The sequence below is a fragment of the Zhenhengia yiwuensis genome, assembly GCF_014384995.1.
Lineage (GTDB): Bacteria > Bacillota > Clostridia > Lachnospirales > Cellulosilyticaceae > Zhenhengia > Zhenhengia yiwuensis.
The window spans coordinates 93,714-109,174 of sequence record NZ_JACRSY010000010.1 but is presented as its reverse complement, the minus strand read 5'-3'; the positions used below and the strand labels follow the sequence as shown (position 1 = coordinate 109,174).

Here is a 15,461-nt window from a genome sequence, read left to right as displayed (position 1 = left end):
AATAACCTCTTTCTAACTTTCCATAAAGGCACAAGTGGCATCTTGAACATGTTTAAGTACTTCTTCAAGTGTACCCTCTAAAGTTGCACCAGCAGCTCTTTCATGTCCACCACCATTAAATTGCTCACAAAAGGCAGCTACATTGAAAGGTGGATTACTTCTCATACTTAATTTATAAGTCTGTGAATCTGTTCCTTTTGGATAAATAAAAGCAATAAGCTCTGTTCCTTTGATTGTCTTTAAATAACTTACTACGCCGTCTATATCTTCTTTAGAAGCCTCACTTCGTGCAATATCTTCAGAAGTAATATAACTTAAATACATACCTGGTTTATTCATTTGCTTCATATGTTCTACAGCTTTAGCTTGCAGTTTAGCTGTTGCTAAAGATTTTTCACATAAAATCTTTTCGTAAAGTTCACTAAAATTAAAAGGGAATTGAATAAGCTCTGCTACTGCTAAAAGTGTGCTGGGACACGTACAAGAATGCCTAAAGCCACCTGTGTCTGTTAAAAGACCTGTATAAAGCGCCTTAGCTATTTCTACATTTACAGGTATATTTCCCTCTTTAATAAGCCTATAGATGAGTTCACTTGTAGAAGAAGCTTCTGCATCTACATAATTATACTGAGCAAACTTTGTATTACTTATATGATGATCAATATTAATAGTATGTTGAGCCTTATCAAAATAAGCATCATAACCTACTAAGCGTTCTAAATTTCCACAATCTAAAGCAATAAAAGTATCTACCGTGTCTTTTAAATCAAATGCATAATGACACCCTTTTAAAAGATAACTAAAAGCCTTGGAAGATTGCTCTAATAAAACGGTATAACTTTTTTTATAGTAAGCACAAAGATGGCCCATAGCCACCATAGCCCCGATAGCATCGCCATCGGGGTTAGTGTGTGCACTTATTACTATAGAGTTAGCATTTTTTATCACTTCAAGAATAGCTTTAAAGTTCATTACTCTCACTATCCTTTAAGACATCATCAATCATCTTAGACATTTTCATACCATAAGCAATAGTTTCATCTAATTTAAAGATCAGCTGTGGGGTATTACGTAAGTTAATGCGTCTTGCAATCTCTTTACGTAAAAAACCTCCTGCCGCATTAAGTCCTACAAGGACATCTTCTTTTTTGCTTTCTTCTAGTACGCTAATAAATACTTTAGCAAACTTTAAATCATTTGTTGTATCCACATCAACAACAGAAATCATAGCACCAGATACACGAGGATCTTTGATTTCTGAGCGTACAAGTTCTGATAATTCTTTGCGAATTGCTTCGTTAATTTTAATAATACGTTGACTGGCCATTATGTCACCTCCTATCTTGGAACTTCTTCCATAATAAAGGCTTCTGCTATATCGCCTTCTTTAATATCATTGAAGCGTTCAAACATAACACCACATTCATAGCCTGTGTTAACTTCTTTAACGTCATCTTTGAAACGTTTAAGAGATGCAAGTTTACCTTCGTAAACAACAATACCATCACGTACAATACGGATACCACTATGACGAGCAACTTTACCATCTAATACATATCCACCACCAACTGTTCCTACACCAGATACTTTGAATGTTTGACGGATTTCAATATGTCCTGTTACTTTTTCAACGAATTCTGGATCAAGCATACCTTTCATAGCTGCTTTAATATCCTCAATTGCATTGTAGATAACACGGTAAAGTCTAATATCGATTTCTTCTCTATCTGCAATAGCCTTTGTTGCAGCATCTGGTCTAACATTGAAACCAATGATGATTGCTCCTGATGCAGATGCAAGCATAAGGTCAGACTCTGTAATAGCACCTACTGCACCATGAATAATGCGGATACGTACTTCTTCATTTGAAAGACGTTCTAAACTTTGTTTAACAGCTTCAACTGAACCTTGAACGTCCGCTTTAACAATAATATTAAGATCTTTTACTTGCCCTTCTTGAATTTGATTGAATAAATCATCTAAAGATACTTTTTGTTGAGATTGTCCAAGAATTTGTAAACGTCCTTGTGCTTTTACTTTCTCAGCAGCTTGACGTGCTTGTTTATCGCTATTTGCAACATAGAACATATCGCCTGCTACTGGAACTTCTGATAAACCTAAAATTTCAACTGGTGTAGATGGACCAGCTTTCTTCACTTGGCGACCTTTGTCATCTACCATAGCACGGATTCTACCATATGCTGTACCTGCAACAACTGGGTCACCTACTTTTAAAGTACCACGTTGAACAAGTACAGTTGCTACTGGACCACGTCCTTTATCAAGTTGTGCTTCTACAATAGTACCACGTGCTTTACAGTTTGGATTTGATTTGTAATCATTCATTTCAGCTACTAATAAAATCATTTCAAGAAGGGTATCAAGACCTTCCCCTTTAAGTGCTGATACTGGTACACAGATTGTATCACCGCCCCAGTCTTCAACAAGTAAGCCTTGATCTGCTAATTCTTGTTTAACACGATCAGGGTTTGCACCTGGTTTATCCATTTTATTGACTGCAACGATAATTTCAACACCTGCTGCTCGAGCATGGTTAATCGCTTCGATTGTTTGAGGCATTACCCCATCATCTGCTGCTACTACTAAGATAGCAATATCTGTTACCTGAGCACCTCTCATACGCATTGCTGTGAATGCCTCATGCCCAGGTGTATCAAGGAAAGTAATTTTCTTACCATTTAAAGTTACTGTTGAAGCACCGATATGTTGTGTAATACCACCTGCTTCTCTTGATGTAACATGTGTTGAACGAATTGCATCTAATAAAGATGTTTTACCATGGTCAACGTGACCCATTACAACTACAACTGGTGGTCTTGCTTCTAAATCTTCCTCTTTATCTTCTACTTCTTTAAAGATTTCTTCAAGTAAATCTTTCTCTTCTTCAAGTTCTACAATTACTTCGAATTCTTCTGCTACCTGACTTGCAAGTTCAAAATCAATTTCTTGATTAATTGTAGCCATCTTGCCTTTTTTCATTAAACATTTAATAATTTCAATTGCAGCAATACCCATTTTATCAGCTAAATCTCTTACGCTAATAGATGCTGGTATTTCAATTACTTTAATATCGTCTTCTGTAATCATCGTATCATTCCCTAAGTTAGTTTGTTGTCCCATATTTCCTGCCTTTTCTGCTTTTTCCGCTTTTTTATTTTTCTTTTTATTTTTACTTTTTGTTGATTTCTTATGATGTGTTAAATCTGGCATACGTCGCTCTACTTCAGGAGCTTTTGAAAAGTTAGCCTCTTTTTGTTGTATAATCAGTTCAGTTGGTGGCTCAGTTTTTTCGGTAGTATTAACCTCATGGATTATTTGATTTTTAGGTTTATCTTGATTATAGTAGTCAATAATGAGTTTCACTTCTTCATCTTGTAAGGAACTCATATGGCTATGTACGTCAAAACCATATTCCTTTAATTGATCAAGGATTTCTTTTGTACTAATATTAAGCTTCTTTGCTATTTCATAAACTCTAACTTTTGACATGAATCCACCTCCGTATTACTTTACTTTTTATCCATCACTTTTTATCATAGTTGCTATCTTCTCCGCTAGTTTATCATCTACTATTCCTATTACAACGCGAGTTTCTTTTCCAAGCATTTTGCCCAGCTCGAAACGATCTCCCCACTTAATGCAAGGAATATTTCTATAATTACATTTATCATTAAAGAGTTTTGTTGTATTCGCAGAAGCATCTTCTGTTACAATAACAAGCTTAACAGTTTCACTTAATACAGCCTGCTTAACTGCAAATTCACCTGATATTAATTTACGTGCCTTTTGGCATAATCCGATTAATTGATAAACTCTTTGATCATTCATTTGCTTTAAACTCATTTCTTAAATCATTATAGATTTCTTTGCCTACGTTTGTCTTAAATGAACGTTCTAGTCCTTTATTTTTCTCTGCTTGATTTAGGCATTCTATTTGCTTACAGATATATGCACCTCTACCTGGTTTTTTCCCTGTAAAATCTAATGAATAGTTCCCCTCACTATCTCTTACAATACGAACCATCTCGCGTTTATCTTTCATTTCACCACAACCTGTGCATTTACGTAAAGGAATCTTTCTTGTTTTCATTGGCATTACTCCTCTGTATTTTCTACAGGTGTACTTTTAATGTCAATTTTCCATCCAGTAAGTTTTGCTGCTAAGCGTACATTTTGACCACCTTTACCAATTGCTAAAGTTAAGATGTTTTCTGGTACGATAACCTTTGCACTTCTTTCAATACCTCTTTCAGTTTCTACTTCTTCAAGTGATACTTCAAGAACTTTAGCTGGACTAAGCGCCGCTTCAATAAATTCTTTTGGATCTTCACTCCAACGTACAACGTCAATCTTTTCACCATTAAGTTCATCTACTACAAGACTGATACGTTTACCTTTTTCACCTACACAAGCCCCTACTGGATCAACTACAGGATCATTTGAGTGAACAGCAATCTTTGTACGAGAACCTGCTTCTCTTGCAATACTCTTAATAACGACAACGCCTTCTTTAATTTCAACAACTTCTTGTTCAAAGAGACGTTTTACTAAATCTGGATGTGTACGAGAAACAATAACTTGTGCGCCACCCTTTGATTTACCATCCATTTTTTGCTCATTTTTGTTAAAGTCTTTTACATTTAATAAGTAGAAAGCTCTTTGTGTCGTATGATCTTCACCACCCATTTCAGTCTCAAAAGTTTCACCTGGGATAGCTTCTGTAAGAGGAAGAGAAGCTTCTGTATGGTCAAGTTGAACAATAAAACCATTTTTTTCTTTTCTCATTACAGTTCCTTTAATGATATCATTAAGCTTAACACTGTATTCATCATAAACCATTTCACGTTCTGCTTCTTTAATTTTTTGAATAACAACTTGCTTAGCATTTTGAGCTGCAATACGTCCAAAGTTTCTAGGTGTAATTTCAACATCAATAACGTCTTCAACATCAATAACTGGATTGATTTTTTTAGCTTCTGATACACCAATTTCAGCAATATCTACATCTACTTCGTCATCTTCAACAACTTTTTTCACTGCATAGACTTTTACATCACCAGTTTCTTCATTGATGTCTACACGAATAATTGGTTTAACTACCCCTACACTTCCAAAGTGTTTTTTACAAGCTGCCTCTATAGATTGTCGAATGGCATCAAATAGCTTATCTCTATTAATTCCTTTAGATTTCGCAATTTGATCAATTGCCATAATAAATTCCTGATTCATTATAATCCTCCTCTAGTGCATTTTACATTTAAAATAGTATAGCAAGTCTTACGACTACAACATTTTTCATTGGGATTTCGATTGTTTCTCCATCCTCATCACAAAGTGTAAGAGTTTCTTCTGTTTTTGAAACAAGCTCTCCTTGAATCATTTTTTGTTTATTAATTGGTGTGTAAAGTTTTACATCTACAACATGACCATTAAAGCGTTCAAAATCTTTATCTTTTTTTAGTACACGATCAAGACCTGGTGAACTTACCTCTAACATATAAGCTGGCTCAATAATATCTTTTTCATCTAATACTTCTTCAATGGCACGACTTGTTATACGGCAGTCTTCAATAGTAACGCCGCCCTCTTTATCAATATAGATTCTTAAAAAATAAGAAGGACCTTCTTTTACAAACTCTACATCAACTAATTCAAAGTTGAACTTTGCAAGAATAGGTTCAAGGTAATTAGTTACTTCATCGACTATTTGTTTTTTGTTCATTTGCGCTCATCCTCTCATACAAATAGTTTTGCTTATTCTAGATGAACTATTCATTTAAGTTATAAACAATTCATCCATGCATATAGAAAGAGTGGGCAAATTACCCACTCTTTCTAGTCGCATCAATATATACTACAAAAAGTATAATACGTTTTATACTAAAAATCAAGACTCTATTCAAAGAATCTGATTAAGTTCCTGCATAAACACTTCTAGTAGTTCATTTTCTTTCACTTTACGTACAATCTCACCTTTTTTAAAGATAAGTCCTTCGCCTCTTCCTCCCGCAACACCAATATCTGCTTCCTTAGCTTCTCCTGGCCCATTTACTGCACAACCCATTACTGCAATCTTAAGAGGCTTTGTAATATGTTTAGTACGTTCTTCTACTTGTTTAGCAAGTCCAATTAAATCGACATTTGTTCTACCACAAGTTGGACAAGAGATAATCTCTACACCAAATTGTCTAAGTTCCAAAGATTGTAATACTGCCCTTGCACATTCAATTTCTTGAACTGGATCATCTGAGAGTGAAACACGTATCGTATCACCGATATCTCTTGATAAAATAGCACCAAGTCCAGCTGATGATTTCACTGTCCCTCTATAAAGTGTCCCAGCTTCCGTAATCCCTACATGTAAAGGATAAGCATATTTCTTAGCAAATAATGTATAAGCTTCTATTGCAAGAGGAATCGTCGAAGCTTTAAGAGATACTACAATATCGGTAAAATCCATACCCTCTAATAAATCAATATGTTTCTTAGCACTCTCTACCATAGCAGCTGCACAGACCCCACCATATTGCTCAAGTAATACTTTTTCTACAGAGCCTGAATTCACACCAATACGTATTGGAATATGATACGCCTTAGCCTTTTCTACAACCTTTTGTACACGCTCACTATTTCCAATGTTACCTGGATTAATTCTAAGCTTTTGTACACCATTTTCAATAGCCATCAAAGCTAGTCTATAATCAAAATGTATATCCGCAACAAGTGGAATATGAATGCGTTTTGTAATATCTGAAATAGCTCGAGCAGCCTGCTCATCTGGCACTGCTACTCTAACAATTTCACATCCTGCTTCCTCAAGTTTAAGGATTTGATTAACTGTTGCTTCTACGTCATGTGTTTTGGTATTCGTCATAGATTGGATAGCTATAGGATTGCCTCCTCCTATTTGAACACCACCAATATTAATTATTTTTGTTTCATTTCTTGTATACATCATCCAAAAATCCTCATTATATCATTATAAAGTACAAATACCATAAGCCCCATTAAAAGAACGAATCCAATAAAGTGTACCATCCCCTCTTTTTCTGGGTCAACTGGTTTACGTCTAATCATTTCAATTAAAGTAAAGACGATACGTCCACCATCTAAGGCTGGAAGAGGTAGTAAATTAAAGACACATAAGTTTGCTGAAAGTATACCGGCTACATATAACAAATTCATAAATGCCGCTGTAAAACTTTCTTTCATTCCTTCATTCCATACGTCAGAAGTAATCTGTACAACACCTACAATCCCTGCTAGCTGGTCTGCGCCTAGCTTTCCTGTAATAAGATCAATAAAACTTTGGAAAACTTGTTTCACCATCACAAAGTTAGTCTTAAATCCATCTACAATCATACGTCCTATGTTTGTATGTGCACTGGTAGTTGAAAATCCAAATTTAGCTGTATTATCTTCCATAATTTGAGGCGTCAGATTGATATCCTGCTTCGCACCATTACTTTTCTCAATAGTAAAGGCATAGCTTTTATGTGGATCACTTACTTGATTTAGTATATCCTCTAAATCCTCTGTCTTATTCCCATCTACAGCAATAATACGGTCTCCTGCTTCTAAACCTGCTTCATAAGCCGGCAAACCTTCTTGAACAACTCTAATTTCATTGGTACTATACCCTAAATAGCCAATAATAACAGTAAAAATCAGCCATGCAAGTAAAAAGTTCATTACTGCTCCAGCTATGAAAATAATGAATTTTTGCCATGGTTGTTTAGTCATCATAGAATTTTCTTCATAAGAGTCTCCGGACTCTCCTTCTATACTACAAAATCCACCTAAAGGGAGTGCACGTATAGAATATAAAGTTTCACCCTTTTGCTTGCTAAAGAGCTTAGGCCCCATTCCTATAGCAAATTCATTAACTCGTACTTTAAAAAAGCGTGCTGCTAAAAAATGTCCAAGTTCATGAATCAAAATAATAAGTGCAAACATTAATACAATCATTATGATTTTACTCACAGTTTTGCAACCTCCTGTCTACTGTATACCCTTGCCCATTTATCTATCTCTAGAATTTCTTCAAGGCTTGGCTTACTTATACATATGTGGCGATTCATAACTTCATGAATCATTTCAGGAATTTGCAAGAAGCTTATTTCTCTCTGAAGAAATGCCTCTACAGCAACTTCATTAGCTGCATTTAAAACAGCTGGCATAGTGCCACCTATCTCTAAAGCATCATAAGCAAGCTGCAAGCAAGGGAATAAGTCTTTTTTAGGTGCTTCAAAAGAAAGATTACTCATTTTAGTAAAATCTAATTTAGGTATATAAGATGTCATAGTACGTTCTGGATAATATAGGGCATAGGCAATAGGATGTCTCATATCTGGCATACCAAGCTGAGCGATTGTTGAGCCATCTATGTACTCTACCATGGAATGAATAATACTTTCCTTGTGTACAACGACATCAATCTGACTTAAAGAAACATCAAATAAATGTTTAGCTTCAATAACTTCAAGTCCTTTATTCATTAAACTAGCTGAATCAATAGTAATTTTACTTCCCATACTCCAGTTAGGATGTTTTAAAGCTGCTTCAACCGTTACATTTTGAAGCATGTCTTTTGTATAATCTCTAAAAGGCCCACCCGAAGCTGTTAGAATAAGACGTGAAACGGTCTGATGACTATTACCTCTTAAACATTGAAAAATGGCACTATGCTCACTATCCACAGGTAAAATGGGTACATTATAAGCTTTAGCTGTCTCCATTACAAGGTCCCCTGCTGTTACTAAAGTTTCTTTGTTAGCAAGAGCAATAATTTTACCTTTTTTAATAGCTTCCAGTGTAGGGAGCAGACCAATCATGCCTACTACAGCAGTTACAACAACTTCTGCTTCCTCTAAAGTTGCTACTGCAATAAGCCCCTCCATGCCGCAGGTTACTTCAACAGCAAGATTTTGACTAGCCATTCTTCTACTTAATTCTTGTGCTTTTGTTTCATCCATTACACAAACTACTTTAGGATGATATTTTTTAATTTGTTCTTCTAACAAATCTATATTACGATGTGCACTCAGCCCCACTACTTCTATGTGTTCATCATGACTGACTACATCGAGTGTCTGTGTTCCTATAGAACCTGTTGAGCCTAATAAGGCAATTTTTCTTGTTCTCACGATTTAAACTCCTATCTATGCAATCATCTTAAATTCTGAAATAAATTGCAATGCAATCACAATAAAAGGTGCTACAAATAAAATACTATCAAAACGATCTAATACACCACCATGACCTGGAAAAATATATCCAAAATCTTTAACGCCTAATGTACGCTTTATAGCTGAAGCTGCTAAGTCACCAAATTGAGAAAGTATAGCACTTACTACCACTATTCCTACTATGAGCAACATATTTTCACGCATATATGGAATTGCAAACAATGTATAAATATAGGTATAAACTACTGCTAAAAGTCCTGCTCCTACTGCCCCACCAATAGCACCTTCAACTGTTTTCTTAGGACTCAATACAGGCGCTAATTTATGCTTTCCAATTAGGCTACCTGTAAAGTAAGCACACGTGTCGCTTCCCCATGCACTAATAAAAATAAGCCACACGAAAAATTGTCCATACTCCGCTTCGCGTAAGAGGATTACAAAACTTATTAAAAGTCCTACATATAAAGGCGCAAAGAGGGTAAGTGCTAAATCCACAATATTATATTTAGGATAAGTATATACCATAAAAATCAGTAATCCCATAATGACTAAACTTATAAATAGAGCGAAATGCTCCATAATCCCCCTATGATTTAAGAAAAAGATTATAGTTACACCATATCCTATCCAATCAATAGGATGATACTGTTTTTTTATCACATCATAAAACTCATAGACACCAATCAGTGCTACGATACACCCCATAATTTGTAAAAGTGGATTTCCTAGAATCATTATTAAAATAACAAGTGGTATACCTATAACACCTGTTAAAACTCTTTTAAGCACGTGAGTTCCTCCTATTCACTTTTACCAAAGCGTCTTTTTCGGTTACTGTATTCTTCTAATGCTTTATCAAATTCTTTGGTTGTAAAATCTGGCCATAAACAAGGTGTAAAGTAAAATTCACTATAAGCAAGCTGCCATGGTAAATAATTACTTGTTCTCATTTCTCCACTTGTTCGAATCATTAAATCTGGATCTGGTATCCCTTTCGTATCTAGAAAACTTTCAAATAATTCCTCATTTAAAGCATTTGGTTCTACACGAGCTTCTATCATGTGTCTACATGCTCTAATGATTTCATCTCTTCCCCCATAATTAATGGCAATATTAATACAAATACCTGATTTATCTTTTGTTAGCCCCTCCAGCTCTTCAATCTGGTTTTGAATATCTTGCGGTAACCCTATACGATCTCCAATTACTCTAAACTTGGCATTATTCTTTTTGGTATCTTTTATATGATTTTTTAAATATCGGCGTAAGAGATTCATTAAGCCATCTACTTCATCTTGTGGTCTCTTCCAATTTTCAGTTGAAAAGGCATATACTGTTAAATATTCTATACCTAATTTTTCAGCATAGTTCGTAATCTTTTTTACAACTTCACTTCCTTTTTTATGACCTTCATTACGGGAGAATCCACGTTCTTTAGCCCATCTCCCATTTCCATCCATAATAATTGCAACATGTCTAGGTAATTTGTTTTTCTCTATCATAATGCCTCCTAAAAAACAATAAAACCCCTCATATTGAGGAGTTTTAAATGATTAAACAGATAAAATTTCTTTATTTTTATTCTCAATATGACGATCAATTTCTTCAACAAATTTATCCGTTAATTTTTGCACGCCATTTTCTATTGTATTATATTCATCTTCTGTCATTTCATTAGCTTTTTGCATTTTTTTGAATGCATCTAACGCTTCACGACGAATATTACGAATAGCAACTTTAGCATTTTCGCCTTTTTTCTTAGTTTCTTTAGTAAGTTCTTTTCTGCGTTCCTCTGTAAGCTCAGGGAATACAAGACGAATAACTTTACCATCATTAGATGGGTTAATACCTAAGTCAGATTCATTAATTGCTTTTTCAATTGCTTTAAGTAATGTAGCATCCCATGGTTGAATCATAAGGATACGTGGTTCTGGAACACTTACGTTACCTACTTGCACAACTGGTGTTGGTGCGCCATAGTAATCTACAGAGATACGATCTAAAACGTGTGGATTCGCTCTCCCTGCTCTAATTGTGTTAAACTCATCTAAAAGGCTATTGATAGTTTTTTGCATTTTGTCTTGATATTTGTTTAATTGTTGATTCATAAAATATCCTCCTATAAGTTATTCCACATAAATGGTGGTGCCTATTGGTTCACCTGCTGCAGCTTTTAAAATACCCCCTGGTGTATCTAAATCAAATACGATAACTGGAAGCTTTTGATCAATACATAAAGTTGCCGCGGCAGCGTCAATTGCTTTTAAGTTTTTAGCTAACATTTCTTGACATGAAAGACGCTCATATTTTTTAGCTTCTGGATTAAGCTTTGGATCGCTATCATATACACCGTCAATATTTTTAGCAAAAAGAAGTGCTCCTACTTCTACTTCACAGCCTTTAAGTGCTGCACCTGTATCTGTAGAGAAATAAGGATGTCCTGTTCCGCCTGCAAAGAAAACGATTCTTCCTTGTTTCATATGTAGAAGAGCGCTATCTTTTGAGAAAAGTTCAGTCATGTTTCCTACTGCAAATGGTGTTTGAACTACGGATTCAATACCTTCACTACGACATACATCTGCAACATAAATGGCATTCATAATTGTTGCCAACATCCCAATTTGGTCAGCTTTTGTACGATCCATATCTCCACTTGTACGGCCTCTCCAGAAGTTTCCGCCACCAATTACAACACATACTTCTATTCCATTTTGAACAAGTTGTTTAAGTTCGCCAACTACACGTGTAATAACCTCATGATCAAAACCTCTTTGCTTGTCTCCTGCTAACGCTTCACCACTTAACTTAACAAGTACACGGTTATATTTTTGCATTACATTCACCTTCCTGCTATGAATACTCTACCACAAAATTCTTCTTATTTCTAGACGTAAATAAAAATAATTAAGTATTTTCATGGCGTCTACGCTGTAAAAAAGGGGACACCATGTGCCCCCTATATGTTACTCTTATTAGTTTCCAGCCATTTGTTTAGCAACTTCTTCAGCAAAGTTTTCTTCTACTTTTTCGATACCTTCGCCAGTTTCGAAACGTACGAAAGCTTTAACTACATCAGCATTGCCAAGTTCAGCTGCAACATATTTACCAACTGTGAAATCTGGATCTTTAACATATTCTTGTTCAAGTAAGCAGATTTCTTTAAGTTGTTTATTTAATCTACCAATTACCATTTTCTCAATGATGTTTTCAGGTTTACCTGGGTTTTCATTAAGTGCTTGGTGCATTAAGATTTCTTTTTCTTTTTCTTGTTTTTCAGCAGACACATCTTCTGTTCTGATGTATTCTGGGTTAACAGCTGCAATTTGCATTGCAACGTTACGTCCTACTTCAAGAGCTTTTTCGCCTTCAGCGCCCATTTCAACTACAGCGATAATTTTACCACCACCATGTGTATAAGCAGCAAATACACCATCTGTTGTCATACGAGCAATACGACGAAGTGTTAAGTTTTCACCAATTGTAGCGATTTTTTCTGTTAAAACATCACCAACTGTTTTAGATGCATCTTCACACCATGGAAGAGCCTTTAATGCTTCTACATCATTTACTTCGTTGTTAAGTACCATTTCTGCTACTTGATTTACGAAAGTAACGAATTGTTCGTTTTTAGCAACGAAGTCTGTTTCTGAGTTGATTTCAACTAAAGCAGCTGTTTTATGATCAGCAGAAATCATTTCTTTAACAAGACCTTCAGCAGCAACGCGACCAGCTTTTTTAGCAGCTTTTGCTAAACCTTTTTCGCGTAATACTTCGATAGCTCTTTCCATATCGCCATCAACTTCATTTAATACGTTTTTGCAGTCCATCATACCTGCGCCAGTTCTTTCACGTAACTCTTTTACCATAGCAGCTGTAATAGCCATTGTACATTACCTCCAGATTAATTATTCAGCGATAACTTCTTCGCTGTTTGCTTCTGTTTCTTCTTCTGCGTTTGCTTCAAAGATTTCACCTTGATTTGTCTCTATAATTGCATCAGCCATTTTAGCTACGATTAATTTAACCGCACGAATAGCATCATCGTTACCTGGGATTACATAATCAACTTCTTCTGGATCACAGTTAGTATCAACGATAGCTACTACTGGAATTCCTAAGATGTGAGCTTCTTGAATAGCGATTTTTTCTTTTCTTGGATCAACTACGAACATAAGGTCTGGTAATTGTTTCATTTCTTTGATACCACCTAAGTTCTTTTCAAGTTTGTCCATTTCTTTACGAAGTTCAATTACTTCTTTTTTAGGAAGTACTTCGAATGTACCGTCTTGTTCCATTTCTTCTAATTGTTTAAGTCTAGCAACACGGCTTTTAATTGTTGAGAAGTTTGTAAGCATACCACCTAACCATCTTTGGTTAACATAGTACATACCACTGCGTTCTGCTTCTGATTTGATTGATTCTTGAGCTTGTTTTTTAGTACCTACGAATAATACTTTTCCGCCTTCTTCAGCTACTTGACGAATTGCAGCATAAGCTTCATCGATTTTTTTAGCTGTTTTTTGAAGGTCGATGATGTAGATGCCATTTCTTTCTGTGAAGATGTATTCTTTCATTTTTGGGTTCCATCTTCTTGTTTGATGTCCGAAATGAACACCTGCTTCTAAAAGTTGTTTCATTGAAATTACGCTCATGTTATTTCCTCCTGGTTATACCTCCACATAGTCTTTATGCAAAAGACTTATTCAGCACCTTTTTGCACCATACTATGTGTGTGTTTTATTTTCGCATTGAATTATACCATACTCTATGTTGTAAGACAATACATTAAATTAGATTTTATGATTTTCCTGTTAAAATAGCTAGAATAATGTCATATAAGTTTACGACAAGTGTAATTCAGAAAGCTGTGAAATCTTTCTAATTCCATTATAGAATCTTTCATTTGAATGTATTCATTGTATACTAAGCTTATCTATCTTTTATAGGATTTACCCTATAAACTATAACTATCAACAAGAATAATATTATATTATTTAAAAATAGCTTATAGCATTATGTCAAAATACATTTAAAGCATAACGCTATAAGCTATTTAAATTTTATCTCTTATAAAATTCTATAAATAAGTGTTTGTAGCATAGGCTGAATATAAGTATCTACCAAACTCACTATCCCTATACTGATACAGGCAAAACCTAGTACATTTAAATAGGGTTTTAAATAATGCTCTTTTCCCTTTTGCTGATACCTTAAACTATGCTCTCCAATATACATTCCCATAAAAACAATAATAAGTCCCTGGAGCCCGAAAAGAAGTAAGTTCACCCAAATCCCCTTCATTCCATATAACAAAAAGAAACTTGTTACAGAAAAACCATAACTAAATGAAATGCCCAGGAATATCAACAGGCTAATGATAAACGTAAGCTTTGATAATCCCCCTAGCCACATACCTATGAGCTGTATAAGATGTATCCCTATTGATTCCTTTAATAGAGCCCACTCATTTCCTTTATGAGATAAAGGCGTCATAGTTATTTGATTTAGTACAAAAAACAGTTCTGTCTGATTCTTTAATGAAATGCTATATAAACTTCCCGCTACAAGGCCAATTAAAAACAGTACAAGCCAGAAAAGGGTTTCCCCTATAACACCTCGTAAAAATAGATGATAATACTTTTTCAAACACTCCCCCTCTTTCTATAGGTTTGTCCTATTATTAAGGTATGAAGTATTCAAATAGATTAGAACGTCTTTCTTAAAAATTCTTTAACAGCCAATAATCCTACTATGGTTTTACTATCTTTAATTTCTCCTGTAAAAATCATCTTAATCGCTTCTTCAAGCGGATAGGTTACAAGTTCAATATATTCATCTTCATCTAAGCTTTGTTTGCTTTTCACAAGCTCGGTTGCTATATAAAGATGGAGCTTTTCATTACTAAATCCTACTGCTGTATACATAGCACATATTTTTTCGATAGCTCCTGCTCTATATCCAATTTCTTCCTCTAGTTCTCTTTTCGCACATGTTAAAGGTTCTTCTCCCTTTTCAAGCTTACCTGCTGGTATTTCTAAGACATCTCCATTTTCTGCATTTCTATATTGCTTAACTAAAATGACTTCTAAGTCTTTTGTAAGTGGTACAATAGCACAAGCCCCATTATGCATGACCAAATCCCATTTTGCCCTATTTCCATCTTCAAATTCAATTTCATCTTGTACTACTGTAAATATTTTACCTTTATAAATTTCTTCTCTCCCTATACGCTTTGCGCTCATCTAATCCTCT

Annotated in this window: 18 protein-coding genes; all 18 read right to left on the bottom strand. The window is 34.9% G+C overall.

Translation table 11 applies throughout. From position 1 onward, the window contains the following. Nucleotides 1-12: 12 nt before the first annotated feature. Nucleotides 13-972, bottom strand: coding sequence for a DHH family phosphoesterase (locus H8718_RS08105; RefSeq protein ID WP_177672139.1), 960 nt, complete (start codon nt 970-972; stop codon nt 13-15). After that, nucleotides 962-1,327 carry a 30S ribosome-binding factor RbfA gene (gene rbfA, locus H8718_RS08100; RefSeq protein ID WP_177672140.1) on the bottom strand — a complete coding sequence of 122 codons (366 nt, stop codon included), beginning with the start codon at nt 1,325-1,327 and terminating at the stop codon, nt 962-964. Before rbfA ends, H8718_RS08105 begins: the two co-directional genes overlap by 11 nt. A gap of 11 nt (nt 1,328-1,338) precedes the next feature. Next, nucleotides 1,339-3,510 (bottom strand): translation initiation factor IF-2, encoded by a 2,172-nt coding sequence (infB, locus tag H8718_RS08095; RefSeq protein ID WP_249332517.1) that lies wholly within the window; start codon nt 3,508-3,510, stop codon nt 1,339-1,341. 27 nt (nt 3,511-3,537) lie between these two features. Beyond that, nucleotides 3,538-3,849, bottom strand: a complete 312-nt coding sequence (locus H8718_RS08090) for a L7Ae/L30e/S12e/Gadd45 family ribosomal protein (RefSeq protein WP_177672142.1) — start codon at nt 3,847-3,849, stop codon at nt 3,538-3,540. Next, on the bottom strand, nt 3,842-4,111 hold the full coding sequence (gene rnpM / locus H8718_RS08085; protein ID WP_177672143.1) for an RNase P modulator RnpM: 270 nt from the start codon (nt 4,109-4,111) through the stop codon (nt 3,842-3,844). The genes H8718_RS08090 and rnpM overlap by 8 nt, the downstream gene beginning before the upstream one ends. Before the next feature lie 5 nt (nt 4,112-4,116). Beyond that, nucleotides 4,117-5,250 carry a transcription termination factor NusA gene (gene nusA / locus H8718_RS08080; RefSeq protein WP_249332516.1) on the bottom strand — a complete coding sequence of 378 codons (1,134 nt, stop codon included), beginning with the start codon at nt 5,248-5,250 and terminating at the stop codon, nt 4,117-4,119. 28 nt (nt 5,251-5,278) lie between these two features. Then, nucleotides 5,279-5,743 (bottom strand): ribosome maturation factor RimP, encoded by a 465-nt coding sequence (locus H8718_RS08075; RefSeq protein WP_249332515.1) that lies wholly within the window; start codon nt 5,741-5,743, stop codon nt 5,279-5,281. A 177-nt stretch (nt 5,744-5,920) separates the two neighbouring features. Further along, nucleotides 5,921-6,979: a flavodoxin-dependent (E)-4-hydroxy-3-methylbut-2-enyl-diphosphate synthase gene (ispG, locus tag H8718_RS08070; RefSeq protein WP_283246180.1), complete on the bottom strand. Its 1,059-nt coding sequence runs from the start codon at nt 6,977-6,979 to the stop codon at nt 5,921-5,923. Then, entirely contained in the window at nt 6,976-8,004 is a 1,029-nt protein-coding gene (locus tag H8718_RS08065) for a M50 family metallopeptidase (RefSeq protein WP_177672146.1), read from the bottom strand. Before H8718_RS08065 ends, ispG begins: the two co-directional genes overlap by 4 nt. Next, the gene (locus H8718_RS08060; RefSeq protein ID WP_177672147.1) at nt 8,001-9,167 is read right to left on the bottom strand and encodes a 1-deoxy-D-xylulose-5-phosphate reductoisomerase; all 1,167 of its coding nucleotides are present in this window, start codon (nt 9,165-9,167) and stop codon (nt 8,001-8,003) included. The genes H8718_RS08065 and H8718_RS08060 overlap by 4 nt, the downstream gene beginning before the upstream one ends. Before the next feature lie 15 nt (nt 9,168-9,182). Beyond that, nucleotides 9,183-9,998, bottom strand: coding sequence for a phosphatidate cytidylyltransferase (locus tag H8718_RS08055; protein ID WP_249332514.1), 816 nt, complete (start codon nt 9,996-9,998; stop codon nt 9,183-9,185). 11 nt (nt 9,999-10,009) lie between these two features. Continuing rightward, entirely contained in the window at nt 10,010-10,711 is a 702-nt protein-coding gene (locus H8718_RS08050; protein WP_177672149.1) for an isoprenyl transferase, read from the bottom strand. A 51-nt stretch (nt 10,712-10,762) separates the two neighbouring features. Continuing rightward, nucleotides 10,763-11,317: a ribosome recycling factor gene (gene frr, locus H8718_RS08045; protein ID WP_177672150.1), complete on the bottom strand. Its 555-nt coding sequence runs from the start codon at nt 11,315-11,317 to the stop codon at nt 10,763-10,765. 18 nt (nt 11,318-11,335) lie between these two features. After that, nucleotides 11,336-12,043, bottom strand: coding sequence for a UMP kinase (gene pyrH / locus H8718_RS08040; protein ID WP_177672151.1), 708 nt, complete (start codon nt 12,041-12,043; stop codon nt 11,336-11,338). Nucleotides 12,044-12,181: 138 nt separating this feature from the next. After that, on the bottom strand, nt 12,182-13,093 hold the full coding sequence (gene tsf / locus H8718_RS08035; RefSeq protein WP_177672152.1) for a translation elongation factor Ts: 912 nt from the start codon (nt 13,091-13,093) through the stop codon (nt 12,182-12,184). A gap of 21 nt (nt 13,094-13,114) precedes the next feature. Then, nucleotides 13,115-13,861 (bottom strand): 30S ribosomal protein S2, encoded by a 747-nt coding sequence (gene rpsB, locus H8718_RS08030; protein WP_249332513.1) that lies wholly within the window; start codon nt 13,859-13,861, stop codon nt 13,115-13,117. 415 nt (nt 13,862-14,276) lie between these two features. Further along, nucleotides 14,277-14,855 carry a stage II sporulation protein M gene (locus H8718_RS08025; RefSeq protein WP_177672154.1) on the bottom strand — a complete coding sequence of 193 codons (579 nt, stop codon included), beginning with the start codon at nt 14,853-14,855 and terminating at the stop codon, nt 14,277-14,279. A 59-nt stretch (nt 14,856-14,914) separates the two neighbouring features. Further along, a complete protein-coding gene (locus tag H8718_RS08020) occupies nt 14,915-15,451 on the bottom strand; it encodes an NUDIX hydrolase (protein WP_177672155.1) in 537 nt (178 codons plus the stop codon). Between the last annotated feature and the right edge of the window lie 10 nt (nt 15,452-15,461).

Bases quoted from the DNA above. Each gene is read 5' to 3' on its own strand.
- frr (WP_177672150.1), bottom strand. From the start codon at position 11,317: ATGAATCAACAATTAAACAAATATCAAGACAAAATGCAAAAAACTATC.
- H8718_RS08090 (WP_177672142.1), bottom strand. From the start codon at position 3,849: ATGAATGATCAAAGAGTTTATCAATTAATCGGATTATGCCAAAAGGCA.
- rnpM (WP_177672143.1), bottom strand. From the start codon at position 4,111: ATGAAAACAAGAAAGATTCCTTTACGTAAATGCACAGGTTGTGGTGAA.
- H8718_RS08020 (WP_177672155.1), bottom strand. From the start codon at position 15,451: ATGAGCGCAAAGCGTATAGGGAGAGAAGAAATTTATAAAGGTAAAATA.
- nusA (WP_249332516.1), bottom strand. From the start codon at position 5,250: ATGAATCAGGAATTTATTATGGCAATTGATCAAATTGCGAAATCTAAA.
- rpsB (WP_249332513.1), bottom strand. From the start codon at position 13,861: ATGAGCGTAATTTCAATGAAACAACTTTTAGAAGCAGGTGTTCATTTC.
- H8718_RS08075 (WP_249332515.1), bottom strand. From the start codon at position 5,743: ATGAACAAAAAACAAATAGTCGATGAAGTAACTAATTACCTTGAACCT.
- H8718_RS08050 (WP_177672149.1), bottom strand. From the start codon at position 10,711: ATGATAGAGAAAAACAAATTACCTAGACATGTTGCAATTATTATGGAT.
- ispG (WP_283246180.1), bottom strand. From the start codon at position 6,979: ATGATGTATACAAGAAATGAAACAAAAATAATTAATATTGGTGGTGTT.
- tsf (WP_177672152.1), bottom strand. From the start codon at position 13,093: ATGGCTATTACAGCTGCTATGGTAAAAGAGTTACGTGAAAGAACTGGC.
- rbfA (WP_177672140.1), bottom strand. From the start codon at position 1,327: ATGGCCAGTCAACGTATTATTAAAATTAACGAAGCAATTCGCAAAGAA.
- pyrH (WP_177672151.1), bottom strand. From the start codon at position 12,043: ATGCAAAAATATAACCGTGTACTTGTTAAGTTAAGTGGTGAAGCGTTA.
- H8718_RS08105 (WP_177672139.1), bottom strand. From the start codon at position 972: ATGAACTTTAAAGCTATTCTTGAAGTGATAAAAAATGCTAACTCTATA.
- infB (WP_249332517.1), bottom strand. From the start codon at position 3,510: ATGTCAAAAGTTAGAGTTTATGAAATAGCAAAGAAGCTTAATATTAGT.